Annotated in this window: 15 protein-coding genes and 1 tRNA gene; 6 read left to right on the top strand and 10 right to left on the bottom strand. The window is 62.0% G+C overall.

Annotation, left to right across the window (positions count from 1 at the left end):
• Positions 1-35: 35 nt before the first annotated feature.
• Genes LA343_RS10140 through LA343_RS10150 form a run of 3 tightly spaced genes read right to left on the bottom strand, consistent with a single transcriptional unit; the run spans position 36 to position 6,692 of the window.
• A complete protein-coding gene (locus LA343_RS10140; protein WP_025403219.1) occupies positions 36-5,147 on the bottom strand; it encodes a DEAD/DEAH box helicase in 5,112 nt (1,703 codons plus the stop codon).
• Between the two features lie 37 nt (positions 5,148-5,184).
• Positions 5,185-6,357 (bottom strand): type II toxin-antitoxin system HipA family toxin, encoded by a 1,173-nt coding sequence (locus LA343_RS10145; RefSeq protein ID WP_025403220.1) that lies wholly within the window; start codon positions 6,355-6,357, stop codon positions 5,185-5,187.
• Entirely contained in the window at positions 6,354-6,692 is a 339-nt protein-coding gene (locus LA343_RS10150) for a helix-turn-helix domain-containing protein (protein ID WP_025403221.1), read from the bottom strand. Before LA343_RS10150 ends, LA343_RS10145 begins: the two co-directional genes overlap by 4 nt.
• 326 nt (positions 6,693-7,018) lie before the next feature.
• Between LA343_RS10150 and LA343_RS10155 the strand changes: the two genes are divergently transcribed.
• The 3 genes from LA343_RS10155 (at position 7,019) to LA343_RS10165 (ending at position 11,153) form a co-directional block, all read left to right on the top strand.
• Positions 7,019-8,137 carry a flavin reductase family protein gene (locus tag LA343_RS10155; RefSeq protein ID WP_025403222.1) on the top strand — a complete coding sequence of 373 codons (1,119 nt, stop codon included), beginning with the start codon at positions 7,019-7,021 and terminating at the stop codon, positions 8,135-8,137.
• A gap of 116 nt (positions 8,138-8,253) precedes the next feature.
• Positions 8,254-9,552: a fatty acid desaturase family protein gene (locus LA343_RS10160; protein ID WP_025403223.1), complete on the top strand. Its 1,299-nt coding sequence runs from the start codon at positions 8,254-8,256 to the stop codon at positions 9,550-9,552.
• A 68-nt stretch (positions 9,553-9,620) separates the two neighbouring features.
• Positions 9,621-11,153 (top strand): glutamate-cysteine ligase family protein, encoded by a 1,533-nt coding sequence (locus tag LA343_RS10165; protein ID WP_025403224.1) that lies wholly within the window; start codon positions 9,621-9,623, stop codon positions 11,151-11,153.
• A 436-nt stretch (positions 11,154-11,589) separates the two neighbouring features.
• On the opposite strand, the gene LA343_RS10170 is transcribed toward LA343_RS10165, so the two are convergent.
• The 3 genes from LA343_RS10170 to LA343_RS10180 all read right to left on the bottom strand — a co-directional run bounded on the left by LA343_RS10170 (position 11,590) and on the right by LA343_RS10180 (position 13,720).
• A tRNA-Leu gene (locus LA343_RS10170) sits at positions 11,590-11,663 on the bottom strand.
• Between the two features lie 565 nt (positions 11,664-12,228).
• Positions 12,229-13,209 (bottom strand): Ppx/GppA phosphatase family protein, encoded by a 981-nt coding sequence (locus LA343_RS10175; protein ID WP_025403225.1) that lies wholly within the window; start codon positions 13,207-13,209, stop codon positions 12,229-12,231.
• Complete coding sequence (locus LA343_RS10180) at positions 13,202-13,720, bottom strand: DUF501 domain-containing protein (RefSeq protein WP_039911539.1); 519 nt, start codon at positions 13,718-13,720, stop codon at positions 13,202-13,204. Before LA343_RS10180 ends, LA343_RS10175 begins: the two co-directional genes overlap by 8 nt.
• A 376-nt stretch (positions 13,721-14,096) precedes the next feature.
• Here LA343_RS10180 and LA343_RS10185 point away from each other — a divergent pair, with 376 nt between their 5' ends.
• The 3 genes from LA343_RS10185 (at position 14,097) to LA343_RS11770 (ending at position 15,348) form a co-directional block, all read left to right on the top strand.
• On the top strand, positions 14,097-14,426 hold the full coding sequence (locus LA343_RS10185; protein WP_025403227.1) for a hypothetical protein: 330 nt from the start codon (positions 14,097-14,099) through the stop codon (positions 14,424-14,426).
• Positions 14,427-14,481: 55 nt separating this feature from the next.
• On the top strand, positions 14,482-15,117 hold the full coding sequence (locus LA343_RS10190) for a hypothetical protein (RefSeq protein ID WP_025403228.1): 636 nt from the start codon (positions 14,482-14,484) through the stop codon (positions 15,115-15,117).
• A 108-nt stretch (positions 15,118-15,225) separates the two neighbouring features.
• On the top strand, positions 15,226-15,348 hold the full coding sequence (locus LA343_RS11770) for a hypothetical protein (protein ID WP_259342610.1): 123 nt from the start codon (positions 15,226-15,228) through the stop codon (positions 15,346-15,348).
• 131 nt (positions 15,349-15,479) lie between these two features.
• Here LA343_RS11770 and LA343_RS10195 read toward each other — a convergent pair whose 3' ends face one another.
• The 4 genes from LA343_RS10195 to LA343_RS10210 all read right to left on the bottom strand — a co-directional run bounded on the left by LA343_RS10195 (position 15,480) and on the right by LA343_RS10210 (position 19,179).
• Positions 15,480-16,082 carry an FtsB family cell division protein gene (locus LA343_RS10195; protein ID WP_025403229.1) on the bottom strand — a complete coding sequence of 201 codons (603 nt, stop codon included), beginning with the start codon at positions 16,080-16,082 and terminating at the stop codon, positions 15,480-15,482.
• A gap of 11 nt (positions 16,083-16,093) precedes the next feature.
• Positions 16,094-17,371, bottom strand: coding sequence for a phosphopyruvate hydratase (eno, locus tag LA343_RS10200; protein ID WP_025403230.1), 1,278 nt, complete (start codon positions 17,369-17,371; stop codon positions 16,094-16,096).
• A gap of 117 nt (positions 17,372-17,488) precedes the next feature.
• Positions 17,489-18,265: a lytic transglycosylase domain-containing protein gene (locus LA343_RS10205; RefSeq protein WP_039911542.1), complete on the bottom strand. Its 777-nt coding sequence runs from the start codon at positions 18,263-18,265 to the stop codon at positions 17,489-17,491.
• A 137-nt stretch (positions 18,266-18,402) separates the two neighbouring features.
• Positions 18,403-19,179, bottom strand: coding sequence for a metal-dependent transcriptional regulator (locus LA343_RS10210; protein ID WP_025403232.1), 777 nt, complete (start codon positions 19,177-19,179; stop codon positions 18,403-18,405).
• Between the last annotated feature and the right edge of the window lie 104 nt (positions 19,180-19,283).

A 19,283-nucleotide genomic window follows, 5' to 3' on the forward strand; every position in this document is an offset into this window, starting at 1 on the left:
CAACTTCACAAAACCGGTGAATAGAGAATAAAGACCTAGTATTCTAAGCCACGCACGATGCGTACTGTTCCCACAGCGACGCGCGTGACCTTCCCGATGAGATCTACGATGTAGCGAGGATTGCTCACCTCGTCGGCCCACTCGTTGGGGTCGTTAACGATGCCCGAGGCCTTGTCCTTCTTCACCTGGTAGCGGTCGATAACCCATTCTAGAGCTGAGCGTGAGCCGAGCATGTATTCTTCTGCCTCCGCCGGAATGCCAGAGATCGTCACCTTCGTGTTGTAGATGATTTTGGTGACGTCATTGACCGTCTTTCCAGTTTCCGGGTCCTTTCGCTTCGCCCACTTCATTTTCGCTACACGCCAGGTCTCGCGCTCGTCTTCGGAGACCCCCTGCTTGGCCTGCACATCCAGCGGGTACGGCTCAACCTCCTCGTAGCCGACGTGCAGAGCCATCAACTCCCGGCCAGCCGCCGCCACCTGGTCAAACCGCTCCCGCGACTGCGGCGTCGCAATATGCGGCAGCATCTTCTTCAGATCGGCCGCATACTTCGCGCGGTACGCCGGATCATGCAGCTGCCCGTACACGAAATAGAAAATGTCGTCCTTCGTCACGTCCCCCAGCGCCGAGCGGTACTCCGCCAAAATCTCATCCGTCACATTGTCCACACGCCGGTACCCGGAGAGGATTTCGCCCTCCCTGCCCTTCATACTTGCCGACGACGACTGCCCCAACGCCAAATCCAACTCACCGTCAGAAACCTCGACACGCTCCCACGTCCACCGGGGGAAGAACTGCGCGGCATTACCTGCACCGGTCACTGAGACAAGATCGGGAATCAAATTAGTTGCATTTGCCGTAAACGGAGCATTTCCGCCCGGAGATGTAATTAGAATCCCAATATTGTCATGTTCCGGTGTCGGGAACATCGACGTGAGTTGATAGACGCGGTGGTTCAGATATTGGTTGAAGTACACGTGTTCACGGCAGAATGGCCGATAAAGCGCAATAGTTTCGGCATTCTCTTTTTTGAGTTGGACACCGCGGTTAAGATAAGCCTCCAAACTAGATGACCACTTAATCGCTCGACTATCAACGAACTCGGGAAGCTCCTGGAATAAGTCCTTAGCCGAAAGCTTCTTATCTCCGGCTACCTGCCGCGCATTTTCGTAGGTTTGTACAAAGGCTTGGACATTGGTGTTCAGGTTCTTAAGCGAAAAGTTGTAGACCCACGCATCGCGATTAGTCTGCAGGCCAGCGGAGTAACTAGCAAAAAACTTCTTGACCTGCTTATTCTTCTTGTCGCCTAAGACCGGCCAGGTCTCGAACTCCTCGGAACGCTGGTTGAGCCAATCACCATATTTATTGGGCTCAATCTGTTCCCAAGGCGGGGAATTAATTGAGGCATGCTTAACGATGTCGAGCTTTTCCTCGGCACTGAGATAATCGCCAATATCGCGGTAATGAATCGTGCAGCCCGAACGCTTGGGATCTTTTACGCCAAAGGTAATCGCGATTGTGGTTCGACCACCATCGCGGAACACATTTCCGGCTTCCTTGCGACGCAATTCACCGGCAGTTCGTGCATTTCCACGCAAGTTGAAGACGTAAATATCGCTAAAGTCCTCGGCCATAGCCAAACGCACGCCGTCGGCGGTATTGGCATCCAGCCAACCACCGTTCGACACGTACGCGACAATGCCCTGGTCACCAATGCGGTCGGTGGCCCAGCGGAAAGCACGCAGATAGGAGTCATACAACGAGTTCTTATTGACCGCCGTTGATTTCGCCGCGTAGGTTTCCTCAATCCGAGCATCCAACGACGGATACTTGAGGTTCGCGTTGAGGTCATTCGCGCTGTTCTGCCCCACGGAATACGGCGGGTTACCCACAATCACGTGGATGGGCGCCTGCATCTGCCGCTGGATTGCCTCGTTATTCTCCACGAACACGTCCAGGTCGAGGGCGTCACCCTCCTCATACACCTGGAACGTATCAGCAAGCGCGATGCCGCCGAAGGGGACATACGCGTGGGAGTCAGCGTCGTCGGCAGGCTCGGAAGTAGCCTGACCAGCAGAAACGGAACTGCCCAACGGCTCACTGCCGGTGACCTCACGGCCGTGGGTGGACTCCACCGCAGACGCACCACGCAACTGTCGCAAACGCTCATCCCACGTGGAAACCGGATCCGGCAGACCCGACTCCACCTGCAACTGGCGACGCTCCGCCATGATCGCGTTAAACGTCGTCTCGATATTCACCGCGGCGACATAGTACGCGAGCAGCATAATCTCGGTCGCATGCAACTCGCTGGCGTACTTGCGCGCCAAATCCTCCGGGCGAATCAACCCCGACTGCAACAAACGCACCAAGAACGTGCCCGTACCCGTAAAGGGATCGAGGACATGCACACCCGCATCCGTCAGCCCGCGGCCAAAATGCTGTTTCAGCAGGTCATCGGCGCTGCGGAGAATGAAATCCACAATCTCCACCGGCGTGTACACAATGCCCAACGCCTCCGCCTGCTTCTTAAAGGCCTTGCGGAAGAAGCGCTCGTACAGCTCCTTGACCACCTGCTGCTTACCCGAAGCGCTCGTGACCTCCGAGGCACGCACGCGAACGGACTCGTAGAACTTCTCCAACCCCTCCGTCTCCGACTCCAGGCGCTTATCCGCTAGCGCATCAACCATCCGCTGCATCACCCTTGACACCGGATTGTGTGCGGCGAAGTCGTACTCCGAGAACAGCGCATTGAACACCGGCGCGGTAATCAGATGCTGCGAGAGCATGCCGATCGCCTCGTCCTCCGTAATGGAGTCATTGAGGTTACCGCGCAGCCCATCCACGAACGCCTCGAACTCCTTGCGCAGCGCGGCATCGGCGCTCCCGAGCAAACTGCGGATGCGGGCTGTTTGGGCGTCGGCGATATCAGCCACGTCATCAGCCCAATCCTCCCAGTAGGTGCGCGTACCTACCTTGTCCACCAGCTTCGTGTACAAGGCCTCCTGCCACTGCTCCAGCGAGAACAGCGCCAACGTCTGCGCAGTCACCTCGTCGGCCGAATCCAGCGCGGCCGCTCGGTCGGTTGTGTTCTCGACGCCATCCAGTTTCCGATTCTCCACCTCGTCCGGGCGTTCCACGTGCTCCACCTCAATGGGCAGCTCTTCGGGCGCGGACTCGTTCAAGGTGATGGAATTTACCTTCGCGTTGAAGCGGTCATCGTGCGCGCGCAGCGCGTTGAGAATCTGCCAGACCACCTTGAAGCGGCGATTATCGCTCAATACCTCCGAGGGGGATTTTCCGGGTGGCACCGCCACGGGCAGGATGATGTAGCCATAATCCTTGCCTTCGGACTTGCGCATCACGCGGCCAACGGACTGGACCACGTCCACCATGGAGTTGCGTGGATTGAAAAACACAACCGCATCGAGGGCGGGAACGTCCACGCCCTCGGAGAGGCACCGCGCGTTCGAGAGCACGCGAGTCTGGTTCTCCGGCACGTCGGCCTCCAACCAGGACAGGCGGGAGTTGCGCTCCATCGCGTTCATCGCGCCATCGACGTGCCGGGCGGCGATCTCCAGGTCCACGTTGTGCAAGGAGACCTCGTTGAGGGCTGCCTTCTCGCGCAGGAGTTGCTGGTGGGCGGCCACCAGCGTGGGGTAGCTCTCCACGATCTGCTTTGAGGTCTTGATGTCCTTGGCAAACGCCACGGTGCGCTTCATCGGGGCGGCATCGATATCGAAGCCGTGCTTGGTGCCCTGCTCCTTGCCGGAGCGCTTCGCCAGGCCGTTCCACGCACCGATCATCGCCGAGGCCAGCGAGAGGTTGACCTCCTGCGGGCCGCGGGACAGGGCCTCGGCGGCCACTTCCTCATCCACGGTCATGACCAGCACCTTGTAGTCCGTGAGCAGGCCCTTCTCCACGGCTTCGCCGAAGCCTAGACGGTGGAATTCCGGCCCATACACGGCCTCATCATCCATGGACGCGAGTTCCGCGGAATGCTCTGCGGCTTTGCCCTTCGTAGCGTCGTCGAACAAACGAGGGGTCGCGGTCATATACAGGCGGCGAGCAGCACGAATGTAGTCCGCGTCGTGGATGCACACGAAGTTGGAGGCATCCTCGCCGGCCAGCGTCACGCCCGTGGTGCGGTGGGCCTCATCGCAGATCACCAAATCAAAATCGTCCAAGCCAGTAGCCTGCGCCTCGTGGACGGCCGGGAGGGACTGGTAGGTGGAAAAGACCACCTGCAGGCCGGCGGCGCGCTTGCCGTGGGAGAAACGCTCGGCAATATCCGCGCCGTTCGTAGAGACCGGGACTTCGAGGTCGTACGAGGCGATATCCTCGGCCTTCTTCGAGACCTTCGTGTCGGAACAGACCGCATAGGACTTCAAATCCAAGCGGCGCTGGGCGGTCCACTCCTTGAGGGTCTGCGAAAGCAGGGAGATCGACGGCACGAGGAACAACACGCGGGCGCGGTTACCGTTGAGCTCGGCGACCTGCTCGGCCAGGCGAAGGGCCGTAAACGTCTTGCCCGTGCCGCAGGCCATGATGAGCTTGCCGCGGTCGTGAGTGGCGAAGCCCTCGATGGTCTTCGCGATAGCGGTGGCCTGGTGCGGGCGGGGCTCGAAGGTCTGGCGCGGGGACAGATTGATCTCGATATCCGAGCCGGGGAAGGTGAGATCCCAGTCGATCGGCGCGTCCGCGATGGTGGCGGTGCCGATTCGGTTGGTGGGGATGCCCTGGTTCTCCAGCATGGCCTCCGCATTGGCCGACCACTTATCCGTGGTGGAGATGATGATGCGCTGGGCGAAGGACTCCGTGCCGTGCTCGGTGGTGAAGGTGCGACCCGAGGCTTCGAAGAAGGAATCCAAGTGCGACTTCTGGATGGAGGTGGTGGGCTTGTAGAACTTACACTGGATCGCCACCCAGCGGTGATCCTCCTGGCGGCGGGCCACCAGATCAATGCCTGTATCGGCCTTGCCACCGTTGTAGCGCCAATCCGTCCAGCGGCAAACTTGGTCGTACTCGCTGCGCAGCACAGGATCTGTGCGGAAATAGTTGACCATCATCTTCTCAAAAGCGAGGCCGTACTTGCCCTGGGGTTGGTTATCGCGCAGTTGGCTCAGTGCTTCAGAAAAAGATGACATGGGGACATTATGGCAGGCGCGGTTATTGTTGCGGTGATTATTCCAGCAGCTTTTCCGCTTCGGCTCGACGGAACCTCAGCTCCCGCTGAGCGCCGTACAGGATAGAGCCCTCAAACGGCAGCTCGCTTGTATCCATGCCAGCGATCACCGCGAGCACTGTTTTGACCGCGCTGCGCATAGCTGCAGGCGATAAACCAATAGTCGCGGCAAACTCCTCCCAGTGACGTGCACGCACATTCTTCGTTTTGCCCGCGATGGGCAAGGCAAGCGTCATGTCTCGGTAGAAGACCGTCGATGGCACGTCGTACATCGGAGCAACGCCCCACACCCCGGCGCGATCGCGGAGCACAGAAATGTTCTTCGCGTGTAAGTCGCCATTACCCGTCAACCAGGCGTAGAAGAACTGAATGAAGAGGTTCCGCGTTGCCACCAAGGGAGCCGTCACCACCTGTTGCACAGCACGGACCACGTCCTCGGAATCAACGTTGTATTTCCTGGCTGGAACGATATTGAGAATCTGAGCGGCATCCTCTAGGGGGAACCTGTGGCCGTTGGCACCCCGATCGAACCGCTTCACGAGCAAGCCGGGGAGGGAATTCTTATCTCTTACTAACTCGTGTTCCGCCACGGGAATGCGGAGCTTATGCGCATGCCGCAAGTGGAAGGCCTCGTTGAGGACAAGATTTGCATGCTCTGGTGGGTCCACTTTAAGAATCCCGTGGAAACCATCAAGTCGCACAGGGGTGTTGACCATCGAGGCCGATGCCTTGGTTTGCACTCCCGGCAGGCCAACCCCATCGACAGAATCAGTCAGTATGGAAAAGTCCTGTTCTTCCAGCGGGCCGTATACCAGTGGCTTTTGGCTGACAGGGGAAACCCCGGCAGGCACCACTTGAACATCGCCAGGCACATCGCTACCGATTGCGAGCAGCAGGCTCAGCTCATCGTCTGCTGATGTCTTCACCGCTCTGCGCAACACAGTGAGCCGGTGGCCTTCTGGCAAGAGCCCAGCAAAAAAGCTAGGAAGCCCGCCATTGGACACGTGCACCGGTGATGTGGACAGCGGCAGGGTTGTGGCTACCGGTTCTCCTTGGTAGCTCGCTGCGTATGCAAAGGTGACGCCCCCCTGAGCATCCTTCGCCAGCGTGCCGGCCACACGACCCGCTTTGTAGACATCTGCGGTTCTGACCCGCTTGAGGTCTTCCATCATGAGATCTCCCACGTCAGCCCCAGCGCATCCATCGCCGCCAGCACCACCCCAACGCTAGGGCTCGTGCTTCCCTTCTCAATATCCCTGAGAGTACGGTCGGAGGTACCGATCAGCTCCGCCAGCTGCTGCTGAGTGAGCATGTACCCTTTGCGGGCATCCCGGATGGCTGCGCCTAGCTTCTCTGCGGATGTGAGGCCAGGGGCTGATGCGACGGTCTTATCGCCGCCGAAGTTTTCATCAGCGCTGTTATCATGAGCGCTACTGTGATACCCAACCATAACCTCGGAAATATCCTTCCGTTTAGAGGTTTTTCTGCCCTCATTGTAGGCTTGCATACCCCAAATAGGAAGAATATTTCCTACACTTCCCCCTAGAGATACTCGGCGAACAAGCGAAGCAACAGAAACTTCCACGATTTTTCGTGGAAACTTCCATCGTGCTCACCTGACTTCACGTCAGCACCTCCCCGTTTCCACCAGGAATGGCACGAGGGAACGCGGCATGGTGGCGTCGAGAGGAAAAGGAGCGAAGCGACCACACCACCGACAAGGCCCAGCCGTGGCGCGGATCACCCCTTCCGACCGTGACAGCACCAGCCCATCGCGTGTAGTTGTAGAGGGGAAGAATTTCCCCTCAACTAACCTTTAGGTTCGAGAAAGCTTTGATTCGCAGTTCAATCCAGCACGCCACCCGCCGCCTCGCGCGGCTGCTGACCTTCCCTCACTTCCCCAGCGACTACGCCAACCTCGTCAACCCACTCCACGGCCGGGAGTTGCGCGGCCGAGTCGTGGACGTCTCCCGCCACCCCGACCACGCCGAAGTGACCCTCCAACCCGGCCCCGGCATGGTCACCGACTTCCACCCCGGCCAGTTCATCGGCCTCGGGGTGCGCGTCAACGGCCGCTGGGTCTGGCGCTGCTACTCCCTCACCAACGCACCCGCCCCGGCTGGCACGCGCCACGACTCCAACCCCGGTGGCTCCAACCACAGCACCGGCGCCCTCCTCACCATCGGCATCAAGCCCGTCCCCGACGGCGCCGTAAGCTCCCACATCTCCCACACCATGCGCCCCGGCGACATCATCCGCCTCACCCAACCCGGCGGCGACTTCTACCTGCCCACTCCCCTTCCCCACTCCATCGCGTTCATCACCGCAGGCGCGGGCATCACGCCCGTGATCTCCATGATCCGCTGGCTCGCCCAAGAACACCCCACCGGCCGCGCCCAACTGCCGGACATCATCCACGTCCACAGCGACTCCCGCGGCACCATCCCCGCCCCCTACCAGCGCGAACTCACCGACCTTGCCGCCGAGCACCGCGGCTACACGCTCCTCCCCTGGAACTCGTCCGAGCGCGGCCGCCTCACCCCGGATCGCCTCCGCGACCTCATCCCAGACATCACCTCCCGCGAGCGCTTGGCCTGCGGCCCGCAGCCTTTTCTCGACGCCATTACGGCCGCCCTCCCCGGCACCCGCACCGAGTGCTTCCACAGCGAACTGGCCGCAGGAGCCACGGACGGGGGCACCGTCACCCTCGAGGGCACCAACCGCACCTTCGAGTGCAGCGGCTCCACCAGCATCCTCGAAGCAGCAGAGGCCGCCGGATACGCCCTGCCCCACGGCTGCCGCATGGGCATCTGCCACACCTGCACCGCGCATATCGTGGACGGTTCCGTGACCGACCTGCGCAGCGGGCACGTCCACGGCGCCGGGGAGAACGTCCGCGCGTGCAGCACCACGCCGCAGGGCGCCGTCACCGTGCGCGAAGCCCCCGCCTAATTCCGCCTGATCCCGCCTGACCCAGCCCTGACCTGCACTGACCTGCACTGACCTGCACTGACCCGTACTGACCCGTACTGACCCCCGCCAGCAACGACCCCACCGACGGAGCACCCATGGCCATCACAGACATCCCCAGCTACGCCCACCTCAACGCCGCCGACATCGAAGAAATCGGCCGCCGCTTCGACGAGATCGAGCGCCGCCACCGCGAAAGCCTCGGCGACAAAGACGCCGCCTACATCCGCGGCCTCATCTCCACCCAGCGCGGTCTCGAGCTCGGCTCCCGGCTGCTCACCATCCTCGCCCCCGCCCTCACCCCAGTGGCCATCGCCGGGCAGGGCCTGTCCAAGATTCTCGAGAACCTCGAGATCGGCCACAACGTCATGCACGGCCAGTGGGACTGGATGAACGACCCCGAAATCCACTCCGCCACCTGGGAATGGGACAACGTAGGGCCCGCCCAAGGCTGGAAGCACTCGCACAACTTCAGCCACCACACCTACACCAACATCCTCGGCATGGATAACGACGTCGGATACGGCATCCTGCGCGTCACCCGCGACCGGAAGTGGAAACCCTCCACCGCCGCCCAGCCACTGACCAACGTGATCCTGGCCTGCCTCTTCGAATACGCCGTGGCCTTCTACGACGTTGAACTCGGCCGCTACTTCGCTGGCCGGCAAAGCTGGGAGGAAACCAAACCCAGGCTGCTCAGCGTGATCAGAAAGGTTCGCCGTCAAGTCACCAAGGACTACGTGGCCTTCCCGGCGATCGCGGCAGCGGCCGCCTATGCGTTCCCGCAGTTGGGCGGCAGGTGGCGTCGAGATAGAAGAACAAAGCCCACCCGCGGACGCGCCGCACTGCAGGCCGCCAAGCGCGCCGCCACCACAGCGCTGGCAGGCAACCTCATCCGCAACCTGTGGGCCTACGCGGTGATCTTCTGCGGACACTTTCCCGACGACGCCGAAACGTTCACCAAACGCACCCTCGACGAAGAGACGCGCGCCGAATGGTACCTGCGGCAAATGCTCGGCTCGGCGAACTTCCGCGGCGGGAAGGCGCTCACGGTGCTCTCCGGGAACCTCAACTATCAGATCGAACACCACCTCTACCCGGACATGCCAAGCAACCGGCTATCCGCGATCGGCGCGGAAGTGGAGAAGATCGCTAAGGAATTCGGGCTGCCCTACAACACGGACAGCTTCGCGCGGCAATTCCTGCAGGTCCAACGGACGATCCTCAAGCTCACGCTGCCGAACTCGTGGCTGCGGGCGGAAAAATTCAACGCTCCCGAAGTGCGCGCGGACGAGGCCTTCGAGCGCTACCCGGAGGTGGCCGCGGCGACGGGGCACAAGGAGCTGACCAAGGGGCTGGCGCTGCTGAAGAGGATGCGGCCGCGGTTCTTGGCGTAGGTGGGGCTGGGTCTGGCTCTGGGCGGTTCCCGCAGGTTCCGTCGCAGACGCGCCTATACTTGGCAACCATGGGTGATGCAGTCAGTACCGAGTCCTACACGCCGCGCCAACGCACGCGATACCGCCAGCGCCTGATGGATGACCTGGAGGTGTTCGACCGGCACCTGCAAGAAGCCGAGTTCATCAACCAGGGCACCATCGGGTTGGAGCTGGAGCTCAACCTCGTGGACGAGCACATGCAGCCGAAGCTGTGCAACGCCGACGTGCTCGCGGAGCTCTCGGACGAATACCAATCCGAGATCGGTGCGTACAACGTGGAGCTCAACCACCCGCCACTGTCCATCTCCGGCACGGGCCTGCTGGACCTGGAGGACGGGCTCAACGAGCGGCTGGGCATCGTCCGGGACGCCGCGAACAAGGCCGGGGCGGAAGTCGCCATGATCGGCACGCTGCCGAGCGTCACCACCGAGTTCCTCCAGAACCCGGATTGGATGACACCCGAGAACCGCTACAAGGCCCTATCCAACTCTGTGCTGGAATCCCGCGGCGAGCTGGTCCGCATCGACCTGGAACGCCAGGAAAGCTACCACCACGACTTCGAGGACATCGCCCCCGAGTCCACGTGCACCTCCATCCAGCTGCACCTGCAGGTGGCACCGGACCGCTTCGCCGCGGCGTGGAATGCCTCGCAGGCCATCGCGGGCGTGCAGACGGCGCTGAGCGCCAACTCTCCCCTGTTCGCCGGGCATAAGCTGTGGCACGAGTCGCGCATCCCGGTGTTCGAGCAGTCCATCGACACCCGCACCCCAGAGCTCATTACTCAGGGCGTGCGCCCGCGCGTGTGGTTCGGCGAGCGGTGGATCACCAGCGCCTTCGACCTGTTCGAGGAGAACGTGCGCTACTTCTCCCCGCTGCTGCCCGAGGATCGCGTGGAGGCGGGCACGCCCATCGTCACTGATGGCAAGCCGGGCCTGCACTACCTCAACCTGCAGAACGGCACGATTTGGCGCTGGAACCGCCCGATCTACGACCCGAACACGGAGCTCTCCCACATCCGCGTGGAAAATCGCCTGCTTCCGGCGGGGCCGACCGTCGCAGACATCGTGGCAGATGCCGCGTTCTACTACGGCATGGTGAAGTACTTGGTTGGTCAGACCCGCCCGGTGTGGTCTCGTCTCTCCTACGACGACGCCACCAGCAACTTCTTCGCCGGAGCCCGCGATGGACTGTATGCCAACATGACCTGGCCGACGCTCGGCACCATCCCCGTCGCGGATTTGGTGACCAATCACTTGCTGGAGCAAGCCGAGCAGGGCTTGGAGCAGCTGGAGGTGGACCGGAAGCTCATCTACAAGAACTTGGAGATCATCGAGGGTCGCGCGCGCAGCCACCAGAACGGCGCGACGTGGCAGCTCGTGGCGCTGAACCACGCAACGGCGGCTGTGGTCGCGGAGGTCGAGGACGGCGTGGAGGGTGCGGAGAGCGTGGATGGCCCCGACACTCCTGTCCGGCGCGAAGCCATCGCGCGCATGCTCAAGGCTTACATCGCCAACCAGAAGTCCGGCGCGCCGGTGCACACCTGGTCCACGGACGTCCACTAGTCACAAAAGCCACACGAGTCACTCGCCAGCGATTTGCGGCCAGCGCCCAGCGCCCAGCGCCCAGTGCTCGGCCCCAGCGCCGGGTGCTCGGTCGCGCCGTGCCGCAGGTGTGACAATGTTGTGTTTTGTGCACTTTCGAAAAATGCGACCTGGGGTTTTGCAAAGTCGAAAACGCCAAAACACAACATTGACACATTTGAAGTCCTGATTAGTGTCCCAGCGGGACCCCACCCAGAGCCCGGCACCCAGTGCCCAATATGCGCCCGGTGCTCGGCTCTCGGCGCCCAGCCCTCGGCCCCAGTACCCGGTGCTCGGCTGCGGTTTTGGGGCCTGCGGATGTACAAATGCCGTGGTTTGTGCACTTTGCGTTTGCAAAACCCCAGGTGGTCAGATGTGCTACTTCACAAAACACGGCATTCGCACACAGGAAGTGACGTGCCCCCAGTCGGACTCGAACCGACACTTGGCGGATTTTAAGTCCGCTGCCTCTGCCAATTGGGCTATAGGGGCCAATCCTCCAACACCGGAGGTTGCACGCTAGCTGTTGCGTGCGACGACCTCCGCGAGGATCCCGTCCAATATATCCTTTTCGCTCACTGTGATATCAACCAACCCCTCTTCAAGGGAACGTGCGTCGAAAAAGTATCCCCCACAATCGCCCCGCCACCGATTACATCGGCGCGACTAGCGCGAGATTGACGCAAGCAAAGCGGGAGCCATCAGAGCCGCCAAACGATGTGCGCCACAGCACGAAGCCGTACTTGTGGCGGTGCAGACACTTAATTCCTAGACGATTCCGACTTAATGAGGAACCGATTTGCGGCGAAACAAACAACTGTGACGAAGACAAAGAAAGCTAGACCAAGGAGAAATGAACCGTATCGGCTAGCGAGCATGAGTGCGAAAAACGTACCAAGGAAGAATGGGACGATTGCCTTAACGTGGATTGTCATCGAGTGCACCTCAATCCTCTGGTATTCTCTTTCCGCCCGAAGTCTACCCATAGAGCGGTCGGCACGTGAGACGGTCGGCACCGCACAGCCGCTGCTAGCTGTTGCGCGCCAACTGTTGCGCGCTAACTGTTGCGCGCGACGACCTCCGCGAGGATCCCGTCCAAGATGTCCTTTTCGCTCACCGTGATGTCAACCAACCCCTCCGCGAGGAAGCGCGTCGTGAACGCATCCACCACGATCGCCCCGCCACCGATCACATCGGCGCGGCCAGGGTGCATCGGCCCGAACTCGCAGCGCTGCTCCGGCGTGCGCCCCAGCAGCTCGCGAGCCGTCGCGCGGAAGTCCTCCAACGACAGCGTTGACATGTGGATCTTCTCCGGCTGATACGAATCCAGCCCCTGGGTGATGGCACTTAGCGTCGTCATCGTGCCAGCCACGCCCACGACCTGCTCCACCACGCCCAGCTCAACGCGCGAAGCCACCACGTCCATGAGCCCGTCCACGTACTCGCGGGCCGCGGCGATCTCATCCTCCGCCGGCGGCTGCGAATGCAGGAAACGCTCCGTCAGGCGCACGCACCCCATGTCAGCGGAGTACGCCTGCGGCTCACGCCCCGGCCCGTGCACCACGAACTCCGTGGAGCCGCCGCCCAAGTCGATGACGCACACGTTGCGCTCCGTCGCGCCCGGCAGATCCGTCACGGCACCGGCGAAGCTCAGCTCCGCCTCGCGCTCGCCGGTAATAACTTCCGCCACGGCGCCCTCGCGCACCCGCCCCAGGTGACGCGCCGTGATGTCGAAAAACTCGTCCCGGTTGTGCGCATCCCGCGTGGCCGACGTGGCGCCCATCATCACGTCAACCACCCCGAAATCCACCATTCGGTCGGTGTAGGTGCTTAGGGCGGCGTCGACACGAGAAAGAGCCTCGGGGACGAAACGGCCAGACGCATCAACACCCTGCCCCAACCGCACGATGATGTTGTCGCGGTTGAGCTCACGGATGCTGCCATCGGCGGTGCGCTCCGCGATGAGCAGGCGGATGGAGTTGGTGCCGCAGTCGATCGCCGCGAACCGCTGTGCGGACTCGTGTGTGGAACTAGTCATCAGAAACGCTCGCTTCCTGCATCGATGTGCCCAAAGATTCGGCCGTGGGCCAGTCGGCGGGGATCGCCGTGCCGCGCAGCTTCGGATTATTCTCGGCGGCCAGCGCCACCGTCTCCGTGCCAAGACGGACACGATCCGGCCCCTCCGCCAGCGCATACGCGATGAGCACGTGCAGGCACTTCACTCGCTCGGGCATACCGCCGCCGGAGAAATCCGTGCCCAGATCCTCCATCGCATTGCGCTGCTCGAGGTAGTGCTCGTGCGCCCGCTGGTAGTCCTCGGCCAGCTCTTTATCCGACGCCAACCTAGCCTGCATCGACTTCATCACGCCCGCCACTTCCAGGCGCGATGCCTCGGCGGTGAGCCGCGGGTCGGTGAGGTAGTAGAGGGTGGGGAACGGGGTGCCGTCCGGCAGCTTCGGCCAAGTCTTCACCACGGCCGGTTGGCCGTCTGGCGTGCGGTAGCTAACTTCCACCGCGCCTCGGGGGCGACGCCCCAACTGCTTTTGCATTACGTCGAGATCGTCGGGCGTGACCGTGGAGGGCGGGTTTTTGTGGAGCTCTTGGGGTGTGTTTTCGTTGTCACTCATCGCCTTTTAGCTTAGCGGGTGGGAAAACTTCACGGTGCGCTGCGGGGCTGCACGTCAGATAGGGGCCTAGCTGGGGAAATATACGAAAGTATATGCAAAAGGGGTACTTTTGACCACACGCGGACGGGGTGAAAATAGGCTAAAAATGCAGGTGGTGGGCGGTATCAGGGGTTGAGAAGACACTGTGAAGGTACTTAAGTAGTGATCACAGCACGCCCCGCATCATCACCCCTCACGGAGCGTGCGCCGCAGTAAGAATCGCAGGAAAGATCACAGCAAAGATCACAAGGAGATCGCAGTGTCCGATACCTCAACCGCAACGCAGGCGGTCACGGAAACCTCACCGGAGACGGCAGTGGAAAATGCAAACACCGCTGGCGTGGATGCCGGTGTGAATGCTGGTGCCGACGCAGCCGCCGGCGCAGACACGGGTGCGACCGTGGCGGAATCGCCGGCGTCGTCCATGTCCTCACTGCTGTCCTCCGGCCGGCAGACCAGCCCCAGCGACATCCCGCTGGACCCCCAGCACGACGAGTACCCCGTGCTGCACTGGTTCCAGGAAGTCGGCCCGAGCCTGTGGGAAGCCATCAAGGCGATGCTCGGATTCGCTTTCAACTGGTTCCTCTGAGCCACTCCCCTCACGAGATCACGTACAACCCCTCATCAACGGAAAGGTCACCTTCATGACCACTCGCAACATCGCCAAGCGCGCCGCAGTGATCGCGGCGACCACGCTGGCGCTCGGCACCGGGCTCGCACCGGCAGCCCTGGCTGCGGATTCCAGCAGCCTCACCTCGTCCGATCTCTTGGACACCTTCGACATGAACAAGCGCCCGGCATGGGACCCGACCCAGGTGATCGAGTCTCCTCCGGGACAGTACGCCCACGGTTCCATCACTGACCTCAGGGTCACCGACAGTGCCGACGGCGACAAGACCATCGAGAAGGGCGACGGCGAGCACTACGCCCGCGTCCAAGCCACCGGCGTGGGATTCCACCCCGGCGAGCGGTACACCGTTCGCATCACTGGGCGCACCGCTGGAGACGGTCGTGACTGGGGCGTGTACACGTGGTTGACCTACAAGGCAACCGCAGACGGCAAGCTCCACATCGATCTCCGTCTCTACATGCCGGTGAATCGGGCCCAGTCCGGCGAGCGGGTTGTTGCCGCACCAGTGGTGTACCGTGCCCAGGACGTTCGGCAGGACGGCCGACCTGAGAAGGCCGACCCGAAGTGCGTCCTGAAGTGCGAACGCGTAGCCCCCGTTGCCGCGTGGACGGATTACAACGATCCCAACGGCATCGTCACCATCAAGTAAGCATCAAGTAGGCACCAAAGTAAGCACTGTGCTCCCCGGAGCACTGCACCTCCCCCCCCCATCATCTCTCGAGAGAAGCTCGATAGATCACCAGAAAGGATCTTCATCATGCCAGAAGGACAGGCACCATTCCCCGGATACTTCGACCACGACGCTCTCGACTTCGCAGTCGACATCGTCAAGAAGGTTCTCGGCGGCGTCGGCGAAATCGCCGGCTCCCTCATGGGCTAAGGAAAGAAAACCCAGCCCACGCTAAGGACAAACGCAGCGGGGCGGCACACCATGATGGTGTGCCGCCCCGCTGCGTTGTTACCGGCGCCGTAGCCCGTTGCGGTGCCGTACCCCCGTTTCCGGGCCCCGCGCTACTGTCCAGGTGCAGGAGCTGGCGAAGGATCGGTGCCAGGGACCGTCGGCAGGTGGTGATTTTCCACCCCATCGGGCGTCGTATCATCCACGGCTTGATCTTCCGGCACGGAAATGGAGTCCCACAGCTTGCTGTACCAGCGCTGATCCTTCTTGGGATCCTCCTCACCCGGATTTTCACCCGGCGTTCCCGCCTGGATGCCAGGCGAAACAATGCGGTAGGCGGACTCGCCCGGCTCAATCAGCCCCAAGCGCACGCGCGCTTGTTCCTTGATGTAGTCCTCGTTCTGGTAGCGGTTCAGTTCCTCCGTGAGGTCCTTTTTCCGCTCCTGTTGCGCTGCGATCGTCTCATTAATGTGAGCCAATTCGCTGCGCTGTTCGAAGTAATTCCGTAGTGGCGTCGCGATAGAAACAGCCAAAAAGATCAGCAGCACCGCAGCGGCCACCAACCCCACGGGATTGAGCCGCTGGGGCAGCTTCACGAACGACCGCGCCATGCGGGCAGGAGCGTCATGCGCTCGCTGCCTGCGCTCCTCCTGGCGCTGCACCGACCGCGGGCGCGGAAGGGAGGAGCCAGCGGGATCGCGTTGGGGCTTGGTCATAACCGCTCAGTTTAGCCCTTGAAACGCGGGAAAGCGGAACGACCCGCGTACACTGCGGCGTCTTCCAGGTACTGCTCGATGCGCAGCAGCTGGTTGTACTTCGCCACGCGCTCGGAGCGTGCCGGGGCGCCGGTCTTGATCTGGCCGCAGTTCAGGGCGACGGCCAGGTCGGCGATGGTGACGTCCTCGGTCTCGCCGGAGCGGTGGGACATCATCGTGCGGTAGCCGTTGCGGTGAGCCAGCTCCACGGCGTCGAAGGTCTCGGTGAGGGTACCGATCTGGTTGACCTTCACCAGCAGAGCGTTGGCGGCCTTTTCATCGATGCCGCGCTGCAGGCGCTCCGGGTTGGTGACGAAGAAGTCGTCGCCGACGATCTGCACCTTGTCGCCGATGGCAGCGGTGAGGGTGGTGTAGCCCTCCCAGTCGTCCTCCTGCAGCGGGTCCTCGATGGAGACGATCGGGTACTCGTCGATGAGCTCCTCGTAGACCTTGGACATCTCCTCGGCGGTGTGCTCGCCACCCTCGAAGTGGTACTTGCCGTCCTTGTAGAACTCGGACGACGCAACGTCCAGTGCCAGGGCGACGTCCTCGCCGACCTTGTAGCCAGCCTTCTCGATGGCCTCCACGATGAGGTCCAGCGCAGCCTTGGTGGAGTCAACGGAGGGAGCGAAGCCGCCCTCGTCGCCCAGGCCGGTGGACAGGCCCTTGTCCTTGATGACCTTCTTCAGGGTGTGGTACACCTCGGCGCCCATCTGCAGCGCCTCGCTGAAGGTGTCAGCGCCGATGGGGGCAATCATGAATTCCTGAACGTCCACGCCGGAATCCGCGTGCGCGCCACCGTTGAGGATGTTCATCATCGGCACGGGCAGCACGTGGGCGTTCGGGCCGCCGACGTAGCGGAACAGCTGCAGGCCAGCGGACTCCGCGGCAGCGTGCGCCACAGCCATGGACACGCCGAGGATGGCGTTGGCGCCCAGGCGGGACTTGTTGTCGGTGCCGTCCAGGGCGATCATCGCGTTGTCAATGAGTCGCTGATCGTCTGCCTCGAGACCAACGAGTGCTTCGTCGATCTCCTCGAGGACGTTCTCCACAGCCTTGCGCACGCCCTTGCCCTGGTAGCGCTCGCCACCGTCGCGCAGCTCGTGAGCCTCGTGAACACCGGTGGATGCACCGGAGGGAACGGCAGCGCGGCCGATGGAGCCATCGTCCAAGCCAACTTCTACCTCAACGGTCGGGTTACCGCGGGAATCCAGAATCTCGCGGGCAATGATCTGCATGATCTCAGCCATGTTTGTGTGCGCCTCCTTGGCAGACGTTTGTGGCAAAACTTTCCTGGCGAACTCCTCGGCAGACCCCATTCGGCCGCCGACGCAGGTCCACCACCATTGTTCCAGATATTCCGGCGCTTAACCGGCGGGACGCTGCCCCAACGCGTAGTTCGCCGCCGCATCCCGCACTTTGCGCACGTATTCCCCACTGAGGTTGTACGCCCGGATCGCCCTGGTCCACCCTTCTGGGGTAGCCATGTCTCGTTGCTGGTCGCACAGCAAACGCACCGCCGACGCCGCCGCGTCGTCAATGTTGTTCGGGTCAGCCTCGCCGTTACCGTCGGCATCCACCCCGAAGCGCTTCCACGATTCCGGGATGAACTGCATCGGACCGACCGCGTGATCGTATTCCTTATCGCCGTCCAACTCGCCATTGTCCGTATCGCCGACTTCGGCGAACCCGTTGCCGTCTAGGCGCGGCCCGATGATCGGCGGCCGCGCCACGCCATCGTCTTGGATTTCCGACGCCCCAAAGTTGCGACCATCGTAGGTGCCGTGGCGGGTCTCGGGGTATCCGAGACCAGCCAGGGTGTTCCACGTGATGTGACACTCCGGGCGGGTCTCCCGCGCGATCACTTCGGCGTTGCCGTAGGCCATGAGCGCTGGCACCGGGATGCCCGTCTGCTCCGAGATGGGCTGCGCCCAGCGCCGCAGCTGCTCGGAGGTGCGGCCGGGCTGATGAATGTCGATATCAGGCGCGGGCTTCGCCGCGGCCGGGGGCACGTTATCGGGCACAGGAATGCGATCGCTTCCCGAGCCCTTCTGCGTGATCAGGCCGGACACGAGGAACCCCACGAGCGCGATGATGGCCAGTAGAGCAACGACCACGACGAACAGGCCGCAGCCGCCGAACATCCCGCGGTTTTGCTTCGCCTTGGTGCCACGGCCGCCATTGCTACCGGAGCCGGATGCGCCAGCCGGGGGAATGTACTGCGCCTGGCGTGTGGACTGCGCACGCGACGGTGGCACGTGACCGCGCTTTTTCTGCGGGCTCATTGCACCGCCGCCTTTCTGGATATGTCGGGTTTTTTCGTCGAGTTGGGTGTCCCACTCCGTGTGTTGTTCGTCGTGTTATTCGTCGCCGCAGACACTGCGGTTGGGGGTTGTGCACTGACGAGAATCGACGACAAGCTTGCTACCGGTAGCTGCACCGTATGCTCTCCCGATACTCGAAACTCCGCCATGTCTGCGAAGGCGGGAGCGAGCACCTCGAGCTGCGCCCCTGGCAGTATCGCCCGTTGCGATAGGTACCGCAAGAGCGAGGGATCCCTGTCACTCACCCGGTCGACATAGACGATGTCGCCCGTCGTGGCGTCGGACAACGACGTTACGGCCAGCGATTGCATCGCACCGGCGGAATCTGGGATGGGATCACCATGTGGATCGCGCTGAGGGTGCCCCATGAGCGCATCGATGCGCTCGAGAAACGTTTCCGACACTGCGTGCTCGAGGATCTCAGCCTCAGCATGGACCTCGTCCATGGGGTACCCCAGATGGACGCTGAGGAAGGTTTCGATCAGACGGTGCCGGCGAACCATGGCAAGAGCCAACTCCTGGCCAGCAGCGGTGAGTTGAATGTCGCCATACGGACGGTGCTCGACCAATCCCTGCTTCACCAGGCGCTTAATCGCCTCCGACGCTGTGGATGCCCGTTGGCCGAGGTGGGTGGCGAGTTCGCTGAGGGAAACCCCGGAGCTCCCCCATTCCTGCAGATCGAAGATGGCTTTCAAGTAATCCTGCGAGCGCTCGGGGAGGTCGGAGACATGCATGTTCACCATCTTAAAGGGAAATGAGAGAATCCCAGCGATTGACAACTTCGTTAGGTCATGCTTAATTGTTCATCGTATTGAACTTTTGTGTTTTATAGAAAGGA

Source organism: Corynebacterium falsenii (assembly GCF_020099275.1).
GTDB classification, from domain to species: domain Bacteria; phylum Actinomycetota; class Actinomycetes; order Mycobacteriales; family Mycobacteriaceae; genus Corynebacterium; species Corynebacterium falsenii.

Coding starts and splice junctions, on each gene's coding strand:
- LA343_RS10140 (WP_025403219.1), bottom strand. CDS start 5,147: ATGTCATCTTTTTCTGAAGCACTGAGCCAACTGCGCGATAACCAACCC.
- LA343_RS10145 (WP_025403220.1), bottom strand. CDS start 6,357: ATGATGGAAGACCTCAAGCGGGTCAGAACCGCAGATGTCTACAAAGCG.
- LA343_RS10150 (WP_025403221.1), bottom strand. CDS start 6,692: ATGCAAGCCTACAATGAGGGCAGAAAAACCTCTAAACGGAAGGATATT.
- LA343_RS10160 (WP_025403223.1), top strand. CDS start 8,254: ATGGCCATCACAGACATCCCCAGCTACGCCCACCTCAACGCCGCCGAC.
- LA343_RS10165 (WP_025403224.1), top strand. CDS start 9,621: ATGGGTGATGCAGTCAGTACCGAGTCCTACACGCCGCGCCAACGCACG.
- LA343_RS10175 (WP_025403225.1), bottom strand. CDS start 13,209: ATGACTAGTTCCACACACGAGTCCGCACAGCGGTTCGCGGCGATCGAC.
- LA343_RS10180 (WP_039911539.1), bottom strand. CDS start 13,720: ATGCAAAAGCAGTTGGGGCGTCGCCCCCGAGGCGCGGTGGAAGTTAGC.
- LA343_RS10190 (WP_025403228.1), top strand. CDS start 14,482: ATGACCACTCGCAACATCGCCAAGCGCGCCGCAGTGATCGCGGCGACC.
- LA343_RS11770 (WP_259342610.1), top strand. CDS start 15,226: ATGCCAGAAGGACAGGCACCATTCCCCGGATACTTCGACCACGACGCT.
- LA343_RS10195 (WP_025403229.1), bottom strand. CDS start 16,082: ATGACCAAGCCCCAACGCGATCCCGCTGGCTCCTCCCTTCCGCGCCCG.
- eno (WP_025403230.1), bottom strand. CDS start 17,371: ATGGCTGAGATCATGCAGATCATTGCCCGCGAGATTCTGGATTCCCGC.
- LA343_RS10205 (WP_039911542.1), bottom strand. CDS start 18,265: ATGTTCGGCGGCTGCGGCCTGTTCGTCGTGGTCGTTGCTCTACTGGCC.
- LA343_RS10210 (WP_025403232.1), bottom strand. CDS start 19,179: ATGCATGTCTCCGACCTCCCCGAGCGCTCGCAGGATTACTTGAAAGCC.